This window comes from Paracoccus pacificus (genome assembly GCF_042680785.1).
GTDB lineage: Bacteria > Pseudomonadota > Alphaproteobacteria > Rhodobacterales > Rhodobacteraceae > Paracoccus > Paracoccus pacificus.
In genome coordinates this window covers 20294-42401 of sequence record NZ_JBHUEN010000021.1, presented here as the reverse complement: position 1 = coordinate 42401, position 22108 = coordinate 20294, and the positions used below count along the sequence as shown (strand labels likewise).

The following is a 22108-nucleotide window of genomic DNA, read 5'->3' as shown; positions in this document are numbered from 1 at the left end:
AATATTCGCACGCCTTTCTTGTGCCGCACCGCTGATCGGGAAGGTCGGAACCACAGACCCCGGAAATTTTCCGGATGGGTGCCAAAGCGATTTCGGACAGGTCACGCGTTCCGTCGCGCAAGTCCGCCACGCCGCCGCGATTGTGACCGATTGCCGGCATAACGCCTGCGCGATGGCCCGAGGGGCCGCGTTGCGCGACGCGGGGCCGGGCTGTACCACCGCCGAATGGTCTCAACGCGGCATCCGGGCATGACAGGCGAACGGCGCAGCGGCACCGCGGCCTCGGCAGGTCTGCCCGCTGCCTTTGCGCAGTGGTTTTCGGATCGCGGCTGGACGCCGCATCCCTATCAACTCGCCCTGCTCGACGCGGATCGGGACAGTCTGCTGATCGCGCCGACCGGCGGCGGCAAGACGCTGGCCGGATTTCTGCCGTCGCTGATCGCGCTGCGGAATGGCGGTCAGGGGCTGCATACGCTTTATGTCTCGCCGTTGAAGGCGCTGACCGCTGATATCGGCCGCAATCTGGCGCGGCCGGTGGCCGATCTGAACCTGCCCATCCGCATCGAGGATCGGACCGGCGATACCGCGAACGCGAAACGGCAACGACAGCGCACCGACCCGCCCGATATTCTGCTGACCACGCCGGAAAGCCTGGCGCTGATGCTGTCCTATCCCGAGGCGCCGCGCATTTTCGGCAATCTGCGGCGGGTGGTGATCGACGAATTGCACGCGCTGGCGGAAAACAAGCGCGGCGACCAACTGATGCTGTGCCTCGCGCGGCTGCGCGGCCTGTCCCCCGATCTGGTCGCCACCGGCCTTTCGGCCACGGTCGAGGATCCGCAGGCGCTGGCCGATTTCATGGGCGGCGCGGCGATCCTGCATGCCGACCCGGGCCCCGATCCCGATATCGCCATGCTGCCGACCGCGCGACCCGCGCCTTGGTCCGGCGGGGGCGGCCATTACGCGATTCCCGAGGTTCTTGAACAGATCCGCGGCGCCAACACCACCATCATATTCATCAATACCCGCGCCCAGGCCGAACTGTTCTTTCAGGCGCTATGGGCCGCGAATGAGGACAACCTGCCCATCGGGCTGCACCATGGCAGCCTGTCGCGCGAGGCTCGCGAAAAGGTCGAGGCCGCGATGGCCGCGGGCAAGCTGCGTGCCGTGGTGGCCACCGGCAGTCTGGATCTGGGGATCGACTGGGGCGCGGTCGATCTGGTGATACAGGTCGGCGCACCCAAAAACGTCAAGCGTCTTGTCCAGCGTATCGGCCGGGCCAATCACCGCTATAACGCGCCATCCCGCGCCCGCATCGTCCCCGCGAACCGGTTCGAGGTCATCGAATGCGTGGCCGCCCTTCAGGCCGTGGCCGAGCGCGATCTGGACGGAGATCCGCGTCCCCCCGGGCCGCTGGACGTCCTGTGCCAGCATATTCTGCTGACGGCCTGTTCGGGCCCTTTCGATGCCGACCGGCTTTTCGCCGAGGTCAGGACCGCCGGTCCCTATGGCAAACTGTCCCGCGCCGCTTTCGACGACTGTCTGGATTTCGCCGCGACCGGCGGCTATGCGCTGCGGGCCTATGATCGCTGGCAAAGGCTGATGCTGCGCGACGGGCATTGGCAGTTGCGCGATCCGCGGGCCGCGCGGAACCTGCGCATGAACATCGGCACCATCGTCGATACCGAGATGACGCGGGTCCGCCTGCGCAGCGGCAATCTTCTGGGCGAGGTCGAAGAGGGTTTCGCCGCCAGCCTCGTGCCCGGCGATACTTTTCTGATAGGCGGCCAGACGGTCCGCATGGATGCGCTGCGCGAACTGTCGCTTGTGGTCACGCCGCAGCCGTCGCGCAACCCGAAAATCGCCGTCTATTCGGGCACCAAGCTCGCGATGTCGACGCAGCTTGCGCATCGGGTCCTGTCGCTGATCGGCGACCCGGCGCGCCATGCCGAGCTGCCGCCCGATACGCGGGAATGGCTTGCGGTTCAGGGCCGGATGAGCAGCCTGCCCCAGCCGGGCGTGCTGTTGTGCGAAACATTCCCGCACGCCGGCCATAGCCATTTCGCCGTATACGGCTTTGCCGGGCGCAATGCGATGCAGACCCTTGGCCTTCTGCTGACCCGCGCGATGGAGCAGGCGGGACTCGGGCCGCTGGGGTTTCTGTCGACCGATTATGCGCTGCTGATCTGGTCGGTGGATCCGGTGACCGACCCCGCACCGCTTCTGGACCGCGAACGGTTGCGTCACGGGCTGGATCAATGGCTTGGCGATAACGCGGTCATGAAGCGCACCTTTCGCAATGTCGCGACGGTCGCCGGCCTGATCCAGCGCAACCTGCCGGGCGCGCGGAAATCGGGGCGGCAGGCGACGTTCTCAAGCGACATCCTGTATGACACGCTGCGCCGCTATGACCCCGATCACCTGCTGATGCGGATCACGGCGACCGAGGCCGGGCGCGGATTGGTCGATTTCGGCCGGATCGAGGAGATGCTGGACCGCTCACCCCTGATCGAACACCGGCGGCTGGACCGCGTGACCCCGCTTGCCGCGCCGCTGCTCTTGGAGGTCGGGCGGGTGCCGATCAAGGGGCAGGGCCGCGAACGGCTGGCCGAAGCCGAGGCCGCGGCGCTGATGGCCGAGGCGGGGCTGGCATGAGCGACGGCTATGCGTTCGATTTCCACGGCTTGCGGCTGGTGGCGCGCAGCTCGGGGGCGCTGTGGTGGCCGGAACGCCGCTGGCTGATCGTGGCCGACCTGCATCTGGGCAAATCCGAGCGCATGGCGCGGCGCGGCGGCGCATTGCTGCCCCCCTATGAAACCATGGTCACGCTGGAACGGCTGACCGAGGAAATCGCCGCCACCACCCCCGCTTGTGTGATCAGCCTTGGCGATGCGTTCGACGATCTGCAGGCCGCCGGTGGTTTGCCCGACGAAAGTTGCGCGGTGATTTCGGGTCTGGCGCGCGGGCGCGACTGGATATGGGTTCAGGGCAATCACGATCCCGGCACGCCCAGCGGTCGTTTACCCGGCCGGGCGGTCGACGCGATCGCCATCGGCGCGGTGACGCTGCGTCATGAACCGGGCCCCGGGCCGGATATTGCCGGCCATTTCCACCCCGTCCTGCGTTTGGCCGGAGACCGGCGGCGGGCCTTTCTGATCGGCGCCAATCATCTGATTTTGCCGGCGTTCGGGGCCTATACCGGCGGCATGGATGCCCGCCTTCCGCCATTGTGGCGGCTGGTTGCCGGTGGTTTGGGCGTCGCCTGCCTGCGCCGCGCGGTGCCCGTTCCCTTGACGCAGGGGTGATCTAAATAAATGCTGCATTGCAGCATTTATGATGGAATTCGTCGTGTAGTGTCCTATCTTGAACAGGATTGCTGCGTTGCAGCGAATAGAAGGAGATTTGTCATGAACGGCAATCTGCCATCTCTGACGGATATTTATGATCGGATGCGCAAGCTGGGTTCGCCCATCGAGGCGAGCAATCTGGTGCGCGATACGTTGGCCGCAAACGGCATAACCACGCCCGGCCTGCCCGGCGTGACCGCTGAGCCCACGGATATGGAGCGGATGCATGCGGAAACGGCCCATGGCAGCCGCGACTATCTGATCTTTCGCCCGGCGAAACCGGCCGACAAGCCGGCGGTCGTGGTGATGTTGCACGGCTGCACCCAGAACGCGGCGGATTTTGCGCTCGGGACCGGCATGAACGCCGCCGCCGACAAGCGGGGCGCCTATGTGATCTACCCCGAGCAGGCGATCGAGGCGAACCCGATGCGCTGCTGGAACTGGTTCGAGCCGGCCAATCAGGTGAAATCGGGCGAATCCGCGCTTTTGGCCGAACTGATCGCGCACGCGCTGAAGGCCGAAGGGCTAAGCAACGCGGATGTCTTTGTCGCCGGCATGTCGGCGGGCGGCGCGATGGCCGCGATCCTTGCGAACAGCTATCCGCGCCGGTTCCGGGCGGCCGGGATTCACTCCGGGCTGCCGGTGGGTGCTGCGGCTTCGGTCGGCGGCGCGATGGCCGCGATGAAATCGGACCATCCGCAGGGCGCGGTGCCGGCGTCGGTGCCGCTGATCATCTTTCACGGCGGCGCCGACCGCGTGGTCCATCCGGCCAATGGCGAAAAGCTCGCCGATCGCATCAAGGGTGGCGCGGTCTATCGCGGCCGCCCGGCCAATGGCCGGCGCTGGAGCGCGCGCAAATCCGATGCGGGCGAGATCTGGCTGGTCGACGGCCTGGGCCACGCCTGGTCCGGTGGCAATGCGCAGGGCAGCCATACCGATCCCGACGGCCCGGATGCCAGCGCCGAGATGCTGCGTTTTTTCTGGGAACACCGGGATCGGGTCTGAACCGCATGAAAAAGCCCGCGGGAAACCATCTCGCGGGCCATTCCTTGTCGATGAACCGCCGATCAGAAGCGGAAGTTCACGCCGACCTTGATGTTGTGATAATCCGGGGTCGCGCGGGTCGCGAGACCGCTGGTGCCGTTCAGCTCGGTCTTGCCGAAGTTGGCGTATTCATACTCACCGGTGATCGACATCCGCTCGTTGATCATCTTTTCAACGCCCAGACCGACGATATAGCCGGTTTTGCTGAACGATTCGTTGATGTTCGCCACGCCGGCGGGACCGGTACCCTCGACCGAATAGTCGAACTTGCCGCGGGCGATACCGCCGATACCATAGACCAGCAGGCCGTTGTCCATGGCGCGGCCGATCTTGCTGCGCAGTGCCAGAACGTTCTTGACCTTCATGCTGCCGTCATAACCGTCGGTGCTGAAGCTGTCCTTGACATTGCCGCCCTCGATGCCGAGTTCGGTGCCGAACACCCATGCATTGCGCTGCCAGCGGTAACCGGCGCGAATACCGCCGTTCAGACCGCTCAGTTTCAGCTTGTCGACGTCATAGGAAGCGCCGCCGGCATTGGGTGACAGGCCGACCCGGTCGTCGCCGCTGAACGCATAACCCAGCGTACCGCCGACATAGCCACCCTGCCACATCGGCAGCGCGGGCGCGACTTCAACGATCGGGGCAACTTCTTCGACGGCGGGGGTGAACCCACCGGCCACCGCACCACTGCCGACAACCGATGCCGCCGCGGCAGCAAACACCATAGCATTCAGGCTAGTTTTGACCATCTCGAAAACTCCTTAAGCGTAACGCCCATGCAGCGGAGCCGAGTTCGGCCTTCCGCCCATTTAGGCCACAATACAATTTCGTCCCTATTGAAACAATAATATTGCCGATAACGTCCGTTTTACCGGGCAACAAACCGGGCGGCGCGGCAGAAAGGTCACATACAACCCGCAGTTGCGGCCGGTTTTTCATTAAATATCAATGTTTTCAACCGACAGGGCATTTTGCTGAATGAACTCGCGCCGGGGTTCCACGACGTCGCCCATCAATTTTGTGAAAATATCATCGGCATCGGTCACGTCTTCGACCCGGACCTGCAGCATCGTCCGCGCCACCGGGTCCAGCGTCGTCTCCCAAAGCTGGTCGGGGTTCATCTCGCCCAGACCCTTGTAGCGTTGCAGGGAAAGCCCCTTCTCACCCTCAAGGAAGATCGCCGAAAGCAGACCCAGCGGGCCATAGATCGGCATCTCGCGGTCCTTGCGGACCAGTCGCGCGGGTTGGGCATACACCTCTTGAAGCTGGGCGGTCATGCCGCCAAGGCGGCGCGACTCGCCGCTTCGCAACATCGCGCCATCCAAGACCCGCACTTCCTCGACGCCGCGAAGCTGACGGGACATGCGGATCCCGTGATCCTGCGTCGGCCTGCCGGACCAGCCGCGTTCGTATTCCTCGGCGATCTGGTCCAGACGGCGCGCCAGCGCGTCGGCCACGCCTTGCGCATCGGCATCGACCGCACCCGGCAAAAGCGCCCCGGCGATGGCGGCCTGTTCGGTGATATGCATCGGATAATGGTTCGGATAGGCCCGCAATGCCCGCTTGGCGGTGCGCGCCTCTTCGACGACGCGGGTCAGATCGGCGCCGCTGATCTCCTCGCCCGAACCAAGCCGAAGAACCGCGCCTTCGACGCCCTGCTGGACCAGATAATCCTCAAGCGCGGCTTCGTCCTTCAGATAAACCTCGGACTTTCCGCGGCTGACCTTGTAAAGCGGCGGCTGCGCGATGAACAAATGCCCCGCCTCGATCAGTTCCGGCATCTGCCGGAAGAAGAAGGTCAGCAGCAGCGTGCGGATATGGGCGCCGTCGACATCGGCATCGGTCATGATGACGATCTTGTGGTAGCGCAGCTTGTCCAGATTGAACTCGTCACGGCCGATCCCGGTCCCCAGCGCGGTGATCAGCGTGCCGATCTGTTCGCTGGACAACATGCGGTCGAAACGCGCCCGTTCGACGTTCAGGATCTTGCCGCGCAGGGGAAGCACGGCCTGATTCTGGCGCGAGCGCCCCTGTTTGGCCGAACCGCCGGCCGAGTCACCCTCGACGATGAACAATTCGCTTAGCGCGGGGTCTTTTTCCTGACAATCGGCAAGCTTGCCGGGCAGGCTGGCCACGTCCATCGCGGTCTTGCGCCGGGTCAGGTCACGGGCCTTGCGGGCGGCCTCGCGGGCCAGCGCCGCCTCGATGATCTTGGCGGTGATCGCCTTGGCTTCCAGCGGGTTTTCCTCGAACCACTCGGCCAGTTTCTCGCCGACAAGGTTCTCGACCGCCGGGCGCACCTCGCTCGAGACCAGCTTGTCCTTGGTCTGGCTGGAAAATTTGGGATCCGGCACTTTCACCGACAGCACGCAGGTCAGCCCTTCGCGCGCGTCATCCCCGGTAAATTCGACCTTTTCGCGCTTGGCGATACCCGAGCTTTGGGCATAGTTGTTGATGGTCCGGGTCAGGGCGGCGCGGAAGCCGGCCAGATGGGTGCCGCCATCGCGCTGCGGGATGTTGTTGGTAAAGGGCAGCACCGATTCATGATAGCTGTCGTTCCACCACATCGCGACCTCGATGCCGATGCCGCCGCGTTCGCCACGGATAAAGATCGGGTTCGGCATGACCGGCTGTTTCGAGCGGTCGAGATAGCGGACGAACTCCATCACCCCGCCCTCATAGAAAAGCTCGCTGCGCAGAGGTTCGGCGGGGCGTTCGTCGATAAGAACGATGCGCACGCCCGAATTCAGGAACGCCAGCTCGCGCAGGCGGTTTTCCAGCGTCTTGAAGCTGTAATCGAGATTTGAAAACGTGCCGGTCCCGCCGTTCCCGCGCTTCGAGGCCAGAAACCGGACCTCGGTTCCTTTCTCGCCGGCCGAATCCTCGTTCACGACACGCAGATGCTCGACCGTGTCGCCGTTTTCGAACCGCGCGAAATATTCCTTGCCGTTGCGCCAGATGCGCAGCTCCAGCCAGTCCGACAGCGCGTTGACGACCGAAACCCCGACCCCGTGCAGACCGCCCGAAACCTTGTAGCTGTTCTGATCGAATTTGCCGCCGGCATGCAGCTGAGTCATGATGACCTCGGCCGCGCTGACCCCCTCGGTCGGATGCATGTCAACCGGAATGCCGCGCCCGTTGTCGCGCACCGAAACGCTGCTGTCGGCGTGGATCGTCACGGTCACTGCGGTGGCGTGACCGGCCAGCGCCTCGTCAATGCCGTTATCCACGACCTCATAGACCATGTGATGAAGGCCGGAGCCGTCATCCGTATCCCCGATATACATGCCCGGCCGCTTGCGAACGGCCTCTAACCCCTTAAGAACCTTGATGGAATCGGCGCCGTATTCTTGCGGCTGCGCGCTGCTGTTTGTCATGCCTGGATGTTCCCGTATGTCGCCGCAACATATAGTGATTTAATTCGGCAAAGTCACGGGAAAGCCACATGATTTCGCGGTATTCCTTTGCCTTGTCACGACAAGCTGTTCAATCTGGCCCGCAAGGTTGAATATTACCCATCTGACCCTTGCTGGAACCGGTTATGCGCGTGCTTAAAGTATTGTTGTTGCTCCTTGCCTCGCTGGCGCTGATCTGGTTCGCCGGCCGAATGATTTTCGCGGTTCCCGGGACCGCCGGTCGCGCGCCCGAAGCGGCGATTCCGTTTGATCCGGCAACGACACTTGGTCCGCGCGCGGTCGAGGCCCAAAGCGAGCATCCCGGCGAAAGCGGCGTGATCCCGATCGCGGATGGGGTCGAGGCGCTGCACAGCCGGATCGCGCTGGCCGACGGCGCCGAGCGTTCCATCGACACCATGTATTACATCTGGCATCAGGACACGTCGGGCCTGTTGTTGCTGGATTCCCTGCGCAATGCCGCGTTGCGCGGCGTCCGGGTGCGGTTGCTTCTTGATGACAACGGCATTTCGGGACTGGACCAGACGCTGGCGGGGCTGGACGCCCTGCCGAATTTCGACGTGCGTATTTTCAACCCCTCGACGGTTCGGCAACCGAAGGGTCTTGGCTATGTGCTGTATCCGCTGCGCATGAACCGCCGCATGCATAACAAGGCGTTCATTGTCGATGGCGCCGTCGCCATCGTCGGCGGCCGCAACATCGGGAACGAATATTTCTCGGTCGGGGACGAGCCGTCCTATCTTGATCTCGACGTGCTCGGCGTCGGCACGGTGGTCAGCGATACCGCCACGATCTTCGACGAATACTGGAATTCGGAACCCGTTCTTGCGCTGGATCAGGTCATCGCGGGGCCGGGCGATCTGACCGAATTCGACGCCAAGGTCGCCGAAGCCAAAGCCTCGGCAGAAGGCGTGGCCTTCATGAAAAGCAGCCAATCCGCCGCCGACCGGATCGCCGCGGGCGAGGCGCCGCAGCTTGAGTGGTCGAAGGTGCAGGTCGTGGCGGACGATCCGGTGAAAGGCACCGGCTTCATCAATCGCGATCAGCTCATGATCTCCAGGCTCGGGCAGATCCTCGGCGGCGTGAAAACCGATCTTGATCTGATCTCGGCCTATTTCGTGCCCGGCAAGACCGGCACGGCCTTTTTCACCCGGCTTGCCGGTTCGGGGGTCAAAATCCGCATCCTGACCAATTCGTGGGAGGCGACGGATGTCGCCATGGTCCATGCGGGCTATGTCAAATACCGGCGCGAGTTGCTGGAGGGCGGGGTTCAGCTTTACGAGTTGAAGCGCAATGGCGACGCACCGACCGGCGAGGCCGAGCTTGGGCCCATCGGCTCGTCGGGGGCGTCGCTGCACGCCAAGACGTTCTCGGTTGACGCGGCGCGGGTTTTCATCGGCTCGTTCAACTTTGACCCGCGTTCGGCCCTGCTGAACTGCGAGATGGGGTTTCTGATCGACAGCCCGACGATCGCGCAGCGCAGCAGCGACGGGCTGACCGATTTTCTGGTGCCGCGCAGCTATGAGCCGGTCTTGCAGGACGGCGATATGGTCTGGCTCGACCCCGTTTCTGGCGCCGCGCCACAGGTCGTCGCCAGCGAACCCGGGCTGAATTTCGGGGATCGTTTGCTGGTCTATGTGCTGAATATTCTGCCGATCGAGTGGCTGCTTTAACCCGACGGCAGGGTCAGCGAACCGTCGCTGTCCAGCGGCCAGAAAGGATTCGTGGCGATTTCCCAGACATGCCCGTCTGGATCGCTGAAATAGCCGGAATACCCGCCCCAGAACACTTTTTCGGGCCGCTTCAGCGGTGTCGCGCCGGCCGCAATCGCGGCATCGAACACGGCGTCGGTCTCGGCATCGTCGGCGCAATTCTGCGCCAGCGTCATTGCGCCGGTACCAAGTTGCGCATCGGCCCGGCCCTGATCGGCGGCCAGATCGGAGATTCCGAACAGCGCCAGCACCGCGCCGTTCATCTGAAAGAAAAGAACCCCCTCCTGCTCGGGCTGGTGCGGGGTCCAGCCCCAGCCTTCGTAAAAGCGGCGGGCGCGCATCATATCCGCGACGCCCAAGGTCACCAGCGTTACCCTTTGGCGGGGAAAAGCCATCATGGCGTCCTTTCGGTTGCTGCCGACACGGCATCCTCGCGTCGGATCTCGACCATGCGCGCCCGGTCGGAAAGGCTGTCGAACAGCTCCGGCCCGGTTCCGGTCAGGAACGCCTGCGCGGACAGGGCGGCGATTTCATCATACAGCATCGCGCGGCGGTCCCCATCCAGATGGGCGGCGACCTCATCCAGCAGCAGAACCGGAATCTCGCTGGCCAGGGCCCGCGCGTTGGCAAGAATCAGCGACAGCAAAAGCGCCTTTTGCTCGCCGGTCGAGGAAAGCGCGGCCGGCATCTCCTGCGGTCCCCAATGGGCGCCCAGATCGGCGCGATGCGGGCCGGTCAGACTGCGGCCGGCGCCCATGTCCCGGGACCGGAACCGCGCCAGACGCTCGGCGATGCTGTCGGGCGCGGGGTCGTCGGCAAAACCTTCGCCCGGCAAAAGGGTCAGGGTGGCGGCGGGAAACTGGGTCATGCCGTCGGCCTGCGCCCTGGCGATCAGATCGATGGCGTCCAGCCGGTGGCGGGTTATTGCCGCGCCGGCATCGGCCATCTGCGATTCCAGCGCGCGGTACCATGCCGGATCCTGAACCTGATCGCGCAGCAGGCGATTGCGTTCCCGCATGGCGCGGTCATAGGCGAGACTGTCCTCGGCGTGGCCGGGGATGAACGACAGCGTCAGCCGGTCCAGAAACCGCCTCCGGCCTTCGGGTGCCTCGGTCCAAAGCCGGTCCATCGCCGGCACCAGCCAGATCACCCGCAGGACATCCCCCAGCGCGACCTGAGTGCTGGGCTTTTCGTCCAGCGTCACCTCGCGCACGCCGCCATCGGCCGCGCCGGTCGCGATGTCATGGTCATCGACGCGGGCCCGGATGCGCCAGCCCGCACCGACACCCTGCCGGGCCTGATCGGCGGCGCTGGCGCCACGCAGCCCGCGCCCCGGCGCCAGCATCGACAGTGATTCCAGAATATTGGTCTTGCCCGACCCGTTAGCGCCGTAAATCGCCATGGGCCGGGAATCCAGCTCCAGCCGCAGGCTTTCCCATGACCGGAACTGAGACAGGCGCAGATGGGTAAGCGTCAAACCCGCATCGGCATGACGACATAGACCGCCGAAGTATCGCCGCCCTCGCGCATGAGCGTCGGATCGCCCGAGCCGTTGAACAGAAAGACCGCGTTCTCACGATCGACCTGACTGGCGATTTCCTGCAAATACTTGGCGTTGAACCCGATCTCCAGCGGCTCGTCGGAATAGGCGACCGCCAGTTCCTCTTCGGCGGCGCCGGCGTCGGGGGCGTTCACCGAAAGGATCAGCCGGTCTTCGTCCAATGACAACTTGACGGCGCGAGAGCGTTCGCTGCTGACCGTCGCCACCCGGTCGACCGCACGGGCGAAATCGGCGGCGTCAACCTCCAGCCGGCGGCTGTTGGCGGTGGGGATCACCCGGGTGTAATCGGGGAAAGTGCCGTCGATGACCTTGGATGTCAGGGTGATCGTGGGGGTCGCGAACCGGATCTTGGTTTCGCTGACCGACACGGCGATGGCGGCATCATCCTCGTCCAAAAGCTTGCGCAGTTCGGCCACGGTCTTTCGCGGAACGATCACGCCGGGCATGTCGGCGGCACCTTCCGGCAGGGCGGCGTCGATGCGCGCCAGCCGGTGCCCATCGGTCGCCACGCAGCGCAGCACCGCCCCATCCTCGCCGGTCGCGACATGCATATAGACGCCGTTCAGGTAATAGCGGGTTTCCTCGTTCGAAATGGCAAATTTCGCCTTGTCGAACAGGCGGCGCAGAACCGCAGCGTTGGCCGAGAAATTGGCGGTATATTCGCTGCTGGCCATGACCGGAAAATCTTCGCGCGGCAGCGTCGCCAGCGAAAAGCTGGACTTGCCCGCCTGCACGCCGAGACGTCCGTTGGCCCCGTCAAGCGTCAGGTTGACCAGCGCGCCATCGGGCAGTTTGCGGACGATTTCATGCAGCATCTGGGCGTTCACGGTGGTCGCGCCGGGCCGCTCGACATGCGCGGCGGCCTTGTCGACGATCTCGGTGTCCAGATCGGTGGCGCGGAAACTGACGGAATCCGGTACCGCCTCGATCAGGACGTTCGCCAGAATCGGAATGGTATTGCGCCGTTCCACCACCGACTGCGCCTGCGCCACGGCCTTGACCAGCGCGGCCCGCTCGATCGAGAACTTCATGCTATCCCCCACATCCCATCTATGGCATTGAATCTATCAGCTTGAAATCAATGCCCGCAACCACTGAGCTATGCAAGCACTCAGGCTTGCAACAGGCGTGACAGCAGGTCCAGATCCTCGGAGAGTTGCCGGTCGTTGTCACGCAATTCCTCGACCTTGCGCACGCCGTGCATGATGGTGGTGTGGTCCCGCCCGCCGAACCGCCGGCCGATTTCCGGCAGCGAGCGGCTGGTCAGTTGCTTGGCAAGATACATCGCCACCTGCCGCGGACGCGCCACCGCCCGCACCCGCTTGGGCCCGATCAGATCAGCGAAACGGACGTTGTAATGTTCGGCCACCCGACGCTGAATATCCTCGATCGAGACGCGGCGGTCGCTGGCGCGCAGGATGTCGGCAAGGCATTCCTGGGTCAGATCCAGCGTGATCTCGCGGCCCACGAGGCTTGCAAAGGCGTAAAGCCGGGTCAGCGCGCCTTCCAGCACCCGCACGTTCGAGGTGATGCGATGGGCAAGAAACTCCAGCACGCCGGGCGCGATCTGCAGGCCGGGATACTGGGTCAGATAGTGATCGACCTTGGATTGCAGGATCCCCAGACGCAATTCGTAATCGGCCGGATGCAGATCGACGATCAGCCCTGATTGCAACCGGCTTTTGATCCGATCCTCAAGGTCCTTGATCTCGCCCGGCGCGCGGTCGGCCGAAATCACGATCTGCTTGCCCTGGTCGATCAGGAAATTGAACGTATGGAAGAATTCTTCCTGCGTGCTGTCCTTGCCGGCGATGAACTGGACGTCATCGACCATCAGCACATCGACGTTGCGGAAGATTTCCTTGAACCCCATGGTCTGGCGTTCACGCAGCGCCTGAATGAAACGGTACATGAACTGTTCGGCCGAGAGGTACAGGACCTTCTGATCCGGGCGGCGGGTCATGATCTCACGCGCGATGGCGTGCATCAGATGGGTCTTGCCCAGACCCACGCCGCCGTAAAGGAACAGCGGGTTGAAGGTAACGGGACCGCCATCGGCCACGCGACGCGCGGCGGCATGGGCAAGCTCATTCGGCTTGCCGACGACGAAATTCTCAAAGGTAAAGCGGCTGTCGAGCGGCGCCGTGGGCAGGTCGGAATCCGGGGCAGCCGGCTTGCGCACCCGCGGCACGCTTTGGCGGGGGGCGGCCTTGCCCGGCGCGGCCGAGGCGGCGACGACCTTGATGTTCAGCCGCGTCACCGTCCCGTCGGCGTCCTTGAGACCCCGGAGGATGTTTTCAGCGTAATGCCGCTTGACCCAGTCGCACATGAAGCGCGTCGGGCAGGTAATCTCGGCCTGTCCGTCCTCGATCTTCGCCAGCCGCAAGGGCTCGATCCACGTGGTAAAATTGCTGGCACCGATCCGCTTGCGCAGTTCTTCTTGTGCCCGCCCCCAGATGTCTTCCATCTTAAAGCCGCCCAGTCGTTCTATGTCCCCAACCCCCGCCGGCAACGTCCGACGGGACAACGATTCCCCCGACCCGGCCAACGGGTGGCGGCCATGCGAAACGGCAACATTATCCCGAGCCCGAACGGCGCTAAGCCGACGGGCCGCTTCCTGCGACCGGTTCAGTGGCCGGACAAAGCCCCCCTGATCACCGGTGGCAGCCGGTAAGATCGGGTAAGCCGGACGGCGCGGCAAACAGCTTGCCTGTTCTTCCATCCCTGCCCCGGCGCGGTCCGATCTGGCAGAATCGAAACGGCTGTCGGGCTGTCATGTCCCATGGCGAGTGAATCGCTAAAGACACGCTAGCAACTTCGCGATCAGAGTCGCAAGGGAACTTAATGCTTGACAGCGGATTCTATCAAACGAATCTCACGAAACTGTCACAGTGAGATAAATCGTTTAAATTCAATGGTCTGGCTGTGGCAGAATAGAAACGGCGCACCCCAGACGGGATGCGCCGCGCAATCAGTCAACTGCGACGATATCAGGCTGCCGACAGCGCCTTGATGCGGGCCGAAAGGCGCGACATCTTCCGCGCGACGGTATTTTTGTGCAGCACACCTTTGGTGATACCGCGCGCCATTTCCGGCTGCGCGACCTTCAGCGCCGCGGCGGCGGCCGAAGCGTCACCCGTACCCAGAGCTTCCTCGACCTTGCGGATGAAGGTGCGGATGCGCGAGCGGCGCGCCTTGTTCACGGCAGTGCGGCGCTCGGTCTGGCGTGCGCGCTTTTTAGATTGGGGCGTATTGGCCATTGTTGCTGTTCCGATCAGATTCGGTAAATTCTTGAAGCCGCGCTTCTAGTCCGGGAACAGACCCAAGTCAACATGGCGACTGGTGATTCTTTCAGCCCGGATTCATCGCAGGCGCGCCATCTGCGACCATTCTGTCACATGACCCACACGCTAGCGTCGTCCGGGCCTATTTATCGCGGAATTGCGGCTCGCGCTTTTCCAGAAAGGCGGCCATGCCCTCTTTCTGGTCCTCGGTGGCGAACAGCGCGTTGAATACCCGGCGCTCGAACAGGATCCCCTCGCGCAGAGTGGTTTCATAGGCGCGGTTTACGGCCTCTTTCACCACCATGACGGCGATCTGCGACTTGGCGGCGATTTTCCGCGCCGCACCGATCGCCTCGTCCATCAAAGCCGCGGCCGGCACCACGCGACTGACAAGACCGGCGCTTTCGGCCTCGGCGGCGTCCATGAAACGGCCGGTCAGGTGCATGTCCATCGACTTCGCCTTGCCGATCGAGCGGGTCATGCGTTGCGTCCCGCCGATCCCGGCCACCACGCCAAGGTTGATCTCGGGCTGGCCGAATTTCGCGTTATCCGCGCAGATGATGAAGTCGCAGGCCATCGCCAACTCGCAGCCCCCGCCCAGCGCATAACCGGACACCGCCGCGATGATCGGCTTGCGCACCCGGGTGATCGCATCGAATTGGGTGCCGAACATTTCCTCGGTGAACATGTCGACGAAATTCTTTTCCGACATTTCCTTGATGTCGGCCCCGGCGGCAAAGGCCTTCTCGCTGCCGGTCAGAACGATGCAGCGCACTTTTTCGTTCTTGTCCGCCGCGCCCAGCGCATCGGCCAGCTCACCCAGAAGTTCAGAGTTCAGGGCGTTCAGCGCCTCGGGCCGGTTCAGCCGGATTACGGCGACATAGTCCTCAATTTCGACGATCAGCGTCTTGTAAGCCATCTGCCCAGCGTCCTTCTGGTCGGTTTCCGTGCCGCGATCTAGCAGCAAGGCGCCGATATTGCCAGCTATCGCAGCATCTCGCGACGCCTAGCGTTGGCAGACCGGGCAATAATAACTGCTGCGCCCGGACTGGACGATCCGGCGAATCACGCCGGCACAGCCGGGCGTGGGACAAGCGGCGCCTTCGCGATCGTAAACCCGGAACGCATGCTGGAAATAGCCCAGCTCGCCCGTGGTCTGCCGGTGGTCGCGCAGGCTCGAGCCGCCGGCGGCGATCGCCTCGGTCAGGACGTCGCGGATATGGCCGACCAATGCCGCCAGCCGCGAGGCGCCAATTCTGCCGGCCGCGCGCCGGGGGTCAATACCGGCACGGTGCAGCGCCTCACTGACATAGATATTGCCCAGCCCCGCCACGATCCGCTGATCAAGCAGCATCGCCTTGATCGGCGCCCGCCGTTCCTTCAGCGCCGCCGCCAGCGCCTCGGCATGGAAATCCGCGCCCAGCGGCTCGGGCCCAAGGTGGCGCAGCAGCGGATGCGCGGGCTCCGCCCCTTCGGCGATCAGATCGACCATGCCGAATCGCCGGGCATCGTTGAACGTGATCGTCGCACCATCCTGCATCTGCCATTGCACATGGTCATGGCGGGGCAGAATGGCCGGGTCGCGGTGGTAATCCGCCGTCGGCCGCGCCTCGATCAGCAGCCGGCCGGACATGCCGAGGTGCAGCAGCATCGATGCGCCGCGATCCAGATCGGCAAGGATGTACTTCGACCTGCGGCGCAGCGCGGTGACCCGCGCGCCGGTCAGGACCTGCACCAGATCAGGCGGCAAGGGCCAGCGCAGATCGGGCCTGCGCACCTGAACGGATGCGATCACCCGCCCCTCCATGACCGGGGCAAGACCGCTGCGGACGGTTTCGACTTCGGGCAGTTCTGGCAATCCGTTCTCTTTCGTCGCATTGTGCCGCGTCACGTGACATGACAGATGGCGGGTAGAGCCGCGCAGGACAAGACAAATGACCGACAAGACTGGAAAATCGACCCATTTCGGCTTTCGCTCGGTGTCCGAGGACGAAAAGGCGGGGTTGGTGCATGACGTCTTTTCCTCGGTCGCCGCCCGCTATGACGTGATGAACGACCTGATGTCGGTCGGTGTTCACCGGATCTGGAAATCCGCCATGATGGACTGGCTGGCGCCGCGCAATGGCCAGCGGTTGCTGGATGTGGCGGGGGGAACCGGCGACATATCCTTTCGCTTTCTGGCGCGCGCCCCGCGCGCCACGGCGACGGTCTGCGACATGACCCTTCCGATGCTGGTCGAAGGGCGCAAGCGGGCCGAGGCGGCCGCGCTGGCAGACCGGCTTGAATGGGTCACGGGCGATGCGATGGCGCTGCCTTTCGCCAATGACAGTTTTGACGTCTACACGATCTCGTTCGGCATCAGGAACGTCACCCGGATCGCCGACGCGCTGTCCGAGGCGTTTCGCGTGCTGCGCCCCGGGGGCAGGCTGATGGTGCTGGAGTTCAGCCAGTTGCCGGTTCCGGCGATGCAATGGGCTTATGACCGCTATTCCTTCAACGTCATTCCCGCCCTGGGCCAGGCCGTCGCGGGGGATCGCGACAGCTATCAGTATCTGGTCGAATCGATCCGGCGTTTCCCCGATCAGGAAACCTTTGCCGCAATGATCCGCGATGCCGGATTCGCGCGGGTCGCCTGGCGCAACCTTTCGATGGGGATCGCCGCGCTTCATTCTGGCTGGAAAATCTGAGCGATGCGCGGTCCCCATAACCTTTGGCGGTTGATTCGCACCGGCGCGACATTCGAGCGGACGGGCGCCATGCGTGTGGCGCTGGATGCGGTCGATGCGCCGCGCGGATTGCGGATCGCGGCGCGGGTCATCGGCTGGCCATTCGCGTGGCTTGGCTATACCGGCGATCCCGACCTGCCCCCGGTCACCCGCGCGCTGACCGCGCTTGGCCCCGCCTACATCAAATTCGGGCAGATTCTTTCGACGCGGCCGGACGTGGTCGGAACCGAGCTTGCCGGCCAGTTGACCGTGCTTCAGGACCGGCTGCCACCCTTTCCGACCCCCGTCGCCCGCGCCGTGATCCAGTCCGAGCTTCGAGCCCCGGTCGACGCGCTTTTCACCGAATTCAGCGAACCCGTCGCCGCGGCCTCGATCGCGCAGGTCCATCGGGCACGCCGCGCCGACACCGGGCAGGAAGTCGCGGTAAAGATCCTGCGCCCGGGCATTGAAGCCGCATTCCGCCGCGACATCGACGCCTTCTATTTCGGCGCCAGCCTGATCGAGACCCTGTCGCCCGCCAGTCGGCGCTTGCGGCCGCGTGATGTGGTCAATCATTTCGCCTCGGTCGTGGCGGGAGAGCTTGATTTGCGGCTCGAGGCTGCCTCGGGCTCGGAGTTCGCCGAGAATACGCGCAATGATCCCGGGCTCATCGTGCCGAAACCGCATTGGTCGCTGTCGGCGCGTCGTGTCCTCGCCTCGGACTGGGCGGGCGGGATTCCGTTGGGCGATGTCGCCGCAATCGAGGCCGCCGGCCATGATGTTCAGGCCCTGGCCACGAATGTCTTGCAGATGTTCCTGTCCCATGCGCTGCGGGACGGGCTGTTTCACGCCGACATGCATCAGGGCAATCTGAAGGTCGCCCCCACGGGCGAGATCGTCCTTTATGATTTCGGCATCATGGGCGAGATCGACGAATACACCCGCCGCGTCTATGCCGAGATCCTGTTCGGCTTCATTCAGCGCGACTACGACCGCGTCGCCCGCGTTCATTTCGAGGCGGGTTATGTGCCGCGCGACCGCAATATCACCGATTTCGCGCGGGCGTTGCGCGCGGTGGGTGAGCCGATTTTCGGCGCCGACGCCAGCCGCATCTCGATGGCCAATCTGCTGTCCTATCTGTTCGAGGTGACCGAACGTTTCGGAATGCAGACCCGGACCGAGCTGATTCTGCTGCAACGGACCATGGTGGTGGTCGAGGGCGTGGCGCGTTCGCTTTATCCGCAGATCAACATGTGGCAGGCCGCCAAGCCCGTGGTCGAGGAATATGTCCAGGCCAGTCTTGGTCCCCGCGCCATGGCCCGCGATCTGGGCCGGATCGCGCAAACCATCTCGCGCAACGGGCCGTTGTTGCCGGAACTGATCGAGCGGTCGATCTGGCGGATGCGGGATGAGGACACCCAGCCGAAAGCGCAGAACCCGTTTTCGTGGCGATCCGCGCTGCTGGGGGCCGGTCTGGTCGCCGCGGGGGCGGTGCTGGCGCGTTTGCTGTTTCTGTGATGCGGGGCGGCTTTTGTGACGCAAGGCGGCGCTGACACCGCGGCGCCGCACCCCCGGGACCCGCTGGTTGGTTCGAGCCCCAAGCTCCTGTCGGGGCACGTCGTCCTTCGATGGCGAGAGGCCGGATGCACCTTCGCCAAGGAGAAAAGGCAAGCTGAAGGGCGAACTTGCCGAATCCGGGGGCTTTGGCCCGAAGCGCCGTTGCCCGCGAATATCCGTTTCGGATCGGGAGTGTTTCCGGCCGATCGTCCCATTCGACCCGACGCGATTTGAAAAACCCGGCGCGCTTTGGATGCTCACAGCGGGTCGCGCAGCCCCGTGACCGCTGTCGCGGGCGCCGTGCTGCCGCCGGCAAAGGTGACCCGCACCTGGCCATCGACAACCTCGGCCTCATTGATAAGGCCGTATACCGGCACGTCCGAGGTCGAAAGCAGGCTGCCCTTCGAATAGCTTTCGATCCGGAAGGCATATTGCCCATCGAGCAGTTTTTTGCCCGATTGATCCCGACCGAACCATTCGACCTTGCCACTGCCGGTTCCGATTTCTTCACGGCTCACGGCTTTACCGCTGGCGTTCACCGCCACCAGAATGACCGAATCGGCACCCGACGCGGGCTGGATATCCAAGGTGAGCGGACGGTCCGTGAAGGTCATGGGGACGGCGGCCTTGCCTTCCTTTCCGATCCAGCCGGTCAGATGCGGCAGCGTCGTTCCCATCTGCCCGGCCAAGCCCTGCAACAGTTCATTGGTGCGGACCTGCTGCTCGACCCCCGAGAAGGTCGCCAGTTGCACCGCGAAATCGGAACCCTCCATGGGGTTCAGGGGGTCCTGATTCTTGAATTGCGTGGTCAGCATCTTCAGAAAAGTCTCAAAATCGCCGCCGGCAAACCCGGCTGCGGCTTTACTGTCCTTCGCTGAGGCCGCTGCATTCGTCTGACCCGGACCGGCATTGATGCCGCTTGCTGGCGTAACGCCCATATCAATCGCCCTTCATATCCTGATATCTATGCCGGCACCCGGCGTGATCGGCCGGCCCTGCCGTGGTGCAACCGGTGCAGGCGCCGCCGCGATCGGCGGTTCGGTGGAACCGGTATTCTGCGCGGTTTCGGCGCCTGGGCCGCGTCCCTGACCGTTATTCGAATGATGAAAGCTGAGTCCGGCGCCGGAAAGCCCCTGATCGCGCAGATCCCGAAGGAGATCGTCCGCATGCCTGCGGATCATGTCCAGAGTTTCGGGGCGATCAACGGTGACCGCCAGATGTGGACCACGCTCGGTCTGGGAGATGACGAAACGCACGCTGCCCAGCTCTTCGGGCGCGAGGATAAGCTCGACGCTGCCGTCCTTCATTTCGCGCATCGCGTGGGCGATCTGATCACGGACCGCTGCGCCGGGCGGCGCATGAACGACGGTGATTGCGGCGTGCGAACGTTGGCTGGCCGTCATTTTCAACGCCGGATCGGTCAAATCCGCCCGGTCCGCCGAAAACGCAGCGGCCTCGACATCCTGCGGCGAGATGGGCGGCCTATCGGGATCGGCAGGCTCGCGCGAGGACGCGGGCTCGGCGCCAGGCACCTCGGCCTCGGAGGTCATCGCCGCCCCCGTCGCCGCCGCTTCGGTTCGCGAAACAGCGATCATGTCCGCCGGCCCTGGCGTTGCCGGTGGCCGAGCGAAGTTCGTCCTTTCGAAATCGCCGCGGTGCGGCTGCGAGACTGCGATGCGCGCGCGCGATTCGTCCGGTCGGAGATTCTGCTTGCCCGGCCCCATCGGCGGCGTGACGCTCTCAAACCGGGCTCCCCGTTCCACCCGCGATTCGACCTCAGCTGCGGGTTCGACGAGCCTTTCGGCCTCGGGGGGACCGGCCGCATGATTGCTGGGGTGGCTCACAACGTCCAACACGGCCGCGACGGGAAAAGCATTCTGTCGATCCAGAACCGACGAGCTATTCGCTTGGCGGACGGCAGGCTGAAGCATTCTGTCCAACGGTTCCCGTACAGCGCTCGCGCGATCGGACGCCGCAACGTCCGGTGTAGAACGGTTTTCAATGGCTTCGACGGGACGCTCCACGATGTTGATCGCAACGTCTCGGCCCGCTGTTGATCCGATGTGGCCGACAACCTCACGCGTCGCGCCGTCCGCAAGCTGCGGATGCGTGGGCTGAGGTTCGGCGGATGCCGGTTTGGGTACCGCTGCAACCGGAATCACATTGCTGAAATCCCCAACGCGAGCTGGTGCTCCATGATCCTCCCCGCCTTCAGCCATCATCGAAAGCGCCGGCGGCACGGTCATCGGAAACCGCAGCGAATCGCCACCGGACGCATCATCGCCGATCGACGGTTGCGGCAGCCGCGGCACCCCCGTGGCCCTATCCGCCCCGAGATCCCTGGCCATTTGAACGTCAGCGCCAACCGCTACAGCGCGGGGCAACTGGTCGACCGCAATATCGGGCTGTGGCAAGGGGCCTGCGGGTCCATCGGAATTTCCAACTTCCGCCTTCGGCTCATCGTCATCCACGCGTTGATAAGTGTTTTCATCATCCCCCACGCGGTCGACAGAATCACCTTCCGCGCCAAGCACCGACGGCGCGGCGCCCGTTGATATCGTTGTGCCGGTCGCATCCGCATCTATATCCGCGAAAAGCAGGGCGAATTCCGCGCCGTGAGGTTGCGCTGCGACAGACCCGGCCCCGCGCATGGGTGAGATCGAAAGGATATCGAGCGGAACGAAACGCATCATCATAGCGATCCAGGTTGAAAATTCGGCGTGCTTTCCCTTCGCTACCATGCGCCGGTTACCAAATATTTACCGCCGCATGCTAATTCCGTCTCATCAAACATATCATGCGGTGAAAATCAAAATGCTGGTGAATAATTCGTTAATAGCCCAATCCAAAACATCCGCGCCCCAAAAAGTTTCGGACAAGCTGGAACAAGCGTTTCTGGAACAAATGTTGTCCTATATCACCCCGGCAGATTCGGGTGAATTCGGCGGTGGTGTCGGTGAGGATCAGTTCAAATCATTCCTGTTGCAGCAACGCGCCGCGGATCTTTCGCGTTCGATCGACCTTCGGCTGATCAAGAACGACGGCGACCCGAAATGAGCACCGAATCGATTCTGGCCAATGCCCGCAAAAACCTGATCTCCGGTGATGCCGAAGCCGCGCTGGCGTCGCTGACGCAGCTATCGGAACACCTTGAAAAGACAAAATTTGAACCATCGCAATTGCCCGCGCTGCGGTCAGAGCTCGGGCGCCTGCACGGCTTGGCCGAAGCAGCGATCGAAGGCCACGCGCGCGCGAAAGAGACTGTTACCGAGATTCTCGCCCTCGCCGGCATCCTCAAAACCTACGACGAGACAGGGCGCGAAACGATTCACGCCACCTCACCCCGCGTAACCGGTAAAATTAATCACAACTTTTAAAAACAAGCCGATTGCCGGACAGCCGGTTATTTACTACGGCTTAATCACTCCCAGGGTAATTCGGTTCGGCGTGAAATACGCGGGCTCAACCCCGGACGGTCAGAACGG

The 22108-nt window shown here is 63.7% G+C and carries 19 protein-coding genes; 8 read left to right on the top strand and 11 right to left on the bottom strand.

Annotation, left to right across the window (positions count from 1 at the left end; translation table 11 throughout):
* The first annotated feature begins 249 nt into the window (after positions 1 to 249).
* From ACFSCT_RS08315 to ACFSCT_RS08305, 3 genes are all read left to right on the top strand, one after another.
* Positions 250 to 2655 carry a ligase-associated DNA damage response DEXH box helicase gene (locus ACFSCT_RS08315; protein WP_379141800.1) on the top strand — a complete coding sequence of 802 codons (2406 nt, stop codon included), beginning with the start codon at positions 250 to 252 and terminating at the stop codon, positions 2653 to 2655.
* The gene (gene pdeM / locus ACFSCT_RS08310) at positions 2652 to 3305 is read left to right on the top strand and encodes a ligase-associated DNA damage response endonuclease PdeM (protein ID WP_379141798.1); all 654 of its coding nucleotides are present in this window, start codon (positions 2652 to 2654) and stop codon (positions 3303 to 3305) included. Before ACFSCT_RS08315 ends, pdeM begins: the two co-directional genes overlap by 4 nt.
* Before the next feature lie 102 nt (positions 3306 to 3407).
* The gene (locus ACFSCT_RS08305; RefSeq protein ID WP_379141795.1) at positions 3408 to 4352 is read left to right on the top strand and encodes an extracellular catalytic domain type 1 short-chain-length polyhydroxyalkanoate depolymerase; all 945 of its coding nucleotides are present in this window, start codon (positions 3408 to 3410) and stop codon (positions 4350 to 4352) included.
* A 62-nt stretch (positions 4353 to 4414) separates the two neighbouring features.
* Here ACFSCT_RS08305 and ACFSCT_RS08300 read toward each other — a convergent pair whose 3' ends face one another.
* A complete protein-coding gene (locus ACFSCT_RS08300; RefSeq protein ID WP_379141794.1) occupies positions 4415 to 5140 on the bottom strand; it encodes an outer membrane protein in 726 nt (241 codons plus the stop codon).
* Between the two features lie 189 nt (positions 5141 to 5329).
* Complete coding sequence (gyrB, locus tag ACFSCT_RS08295) at positions 5330 to 7768, bottom strand: DNA topoisomerase (ATP-hydrolyzing) subunit B (protein WP_379141793.1); 2439 nt, start codon at positions 7766 to 7768, stop codon at positions 5330 to 5332.
* 164 nt (positions 7769 to 7932) lie between these two features.
* Between gyrB and ACFSCT_RS08290 the strand changes: the two genes are divergently transcribed.
* On the top strand, positions 7933 to 9477 hold the full coding sequence (locus ACFSCT_RS08290) for a phospholipase D family protein (protein ID WP_379141790.1): 1545 nt from the start codon (positions 7933 to 7935) through the stop codon (positions 9475 to 9477).
* On the opposite strand, the gene ACFSCT_RS08285 is transcribed toward ACFSCT_RS08290, so the two are convergent.
* The 7 genes from ACFSCT_RS08285 to mutM form a co-directional block, all read right to left on the bottom strand.
* Positions 9474 to 9911 carry a VOC family protein gene (locus ACFSCT_RS08285; RefSeq protein ID WP_379141788.1) on the bottom strand — a complete coding sequence of 146 codons (438 nt, stop codon included), beginning with the start codon at positions 9909 to 9911 and terminating at the stop codon, positions 9474 to 9476. The genes ACFSCT_RS08290 and ACFSCT_RS08285 overlap by 4 nt on opposite strands.
* Positions 9911 to 10993, bottom strand: a complete 1083-nt coding sequence (gene recF / locus ACFSCT_RS08280) for a DNA replication/repair protein RecF (protein ID WP_379141786.1) — start codon at positions 10991 to 10993, stop codon at positions 9911 to 9913. The genes ACFSCT_RS08285 and recF overlap by 1 nt, the downstream gene beginning before the upstream one ends.
* On the bottom strand, positions 10990 to 12108 hold the full coding sequence (dnaN, locus tag ACFSCT_RS08275; RefSeq protein WP_379141783.1) for a DNA polymerase III subunit beta: 1119 nt from the start codon (positions 12106 to 12108) through the stop codon (positions 10990 to 10992). The genes recF and dnaN overlap by 4 nt, the downstream gene beginning before the upstream one ends.
* Before the next feature lie 80 nt (positions 12109 to 12188).
* Positions 12189 to 13544: a chromosomal replication initiator protein DnaA gene (gene dnaA, locus ACFSCT_RS08270; RefSeq protein WP_379141780.1), complete on the bottom strand. Its 1356-nt coding sequence runs from the start codon at positions 13542 to 13544 to the stop codon at positions 12189 to 12191.
* Between the two features lie 523 nt (positions 13545 to 14067).
* Positions 14068 to 14337: a 30S ribosomal protein S20 gene (gene rpsT, locus ACFSCT_RS08265; RefSeq protein ID WP_379141778.1), complete on the bottom strand. Its 270-nt coding sequence runs from the start codon at positions 14335 to 14337 to the stop codon at positions 14068 to 14070.
* Between the two features lie 166 nt (positions 14338 to 14503).
* Positions 14504 to 15280, bottom strand: coding sequence for an enoyl-CoA hydratase (locus tag ACFSCT_RS08260; RefSeq protein WP_379141775.1), 777 nt, complete (start codon positions 15278 to 15280; stop codon positions 14504 to 14506).
* Between the two features lie 87 nt (positions 15281 to 15367).
* Positions 15368 to 16219: a bifunctional DNA-formamidopyrimidine glycosylase/DNA-(apurinic or apyrimidinic site) lyase gene (gene mutM, locus ACFSCT_RS08255; protein ID WP_379141773.1), complete on the bottom strand. Its 852-nt coding sequence runs from the start codon at positions 16217 to 16219 to the stop codon at positions 15368 to 15370.
* 76 nt (positions 16220 to 16295) lie between these two features.
* Here mutM and ubiE point away from each other — a divergent pair, with 76 nt between their 5' ends.
* Both ubiE and ubiB read left to right on the top strand, forming a co-directional pair.
* The gene (ubiE, locus tag ACFSCT_RS08250) at positions 16296 to 17048 is read left to right on the top strand and encodes a bifunctional demethylmenaquinone methyltransferase/2-methoxy-6-polyprenyl-1,4-benzoquinol methylase UbiE (protein WP_379141771.1); all 753 of its coding nucleotides are present in this window, start codon (positions 16296 to 16298) and stop codon (positions 17046 to 17048) included.
* A gap of 3 nt (positions 17049 to 17051) precedes the next feature.
* Positions 17052 to 18584, top strand: coding sequence for a 2-polyprenylphenol 6-hydroxylase (gene ubiB / locus ACFSCT_RS08245; protein WP_379141770.1), 1533 nt, complete (start codon positions 17052 to 17054; stop codon positions 18582 to 18584).
* 296 nt (positions 18585 to 18880) lie between these two features.
* On the opposite strand, the gene ACFSCT_RS08240 is transcribed toward ubiB, so the two are convergent.
* Positions 18881 to 19561 carry a flagellar hook capping FlgD N-terminal domain-containing protein gene (locus ACFSCT_RS08240; RefSeq protein ID WP_379141769.1) on the bottom strand — a complete coding sequence of 227 codons (681 nt, stop codon included), beginning with the start codon at positions 19559 to 19561 and terminating at the stop codon, positions 18881 to 18883.
* A gap of 12 nt (positions 19562 to 19573) precedes the next feature.
* Entirely contained in the window at positions 19574 to 21316 is a 1743-nt protein-coding gene (locus ACFSCT_RS08235) for a flagellar hook-length control protein FliK (RefSeq protein ID WP_379141767.1), read from the bottom strand.
* Here ACFSCT_RS08235 and ACFSCT_RS08230 point away from each other — a divergent pair.
* Together ACFSCT_RS08230 and ACFSCT_RS08225 are read left to right on the top strand one after the other, a co-directional pair.
* Positions 21273 to 21680 carry a rod-binding protein gene (locus tag ACFSCT_RS08230; protein WP_379141765.1) on the top strand — a complete coding sequence of 136 codons (408 nt, stop codon included), beginning with the start codon at positions 21273 to 21275 and terminating at the stop codon, positions 21678 to 21680. The two genes, ACFSCT_RS08235 and ACFSCT_RS08230, sit on opposite strands and share 44 nt — an antisense overlap.
* Positions 21677 to 22000, top strand: coding sequence for a hypothetical protein (locus ACFSCT_RS08225; RefSeq protein WP_379141763.1), 324 nt, complete (start codon positions 21677 to 21679; stop codon positions 21998 to 22000). Before ACFSCT_RS08230 ends, ACFSCT_RS08225 begins: the two co-directional genes overlap by 4 nt.
* Positions 22001 to 22108 lie beyond the last annotated feature (108 nt).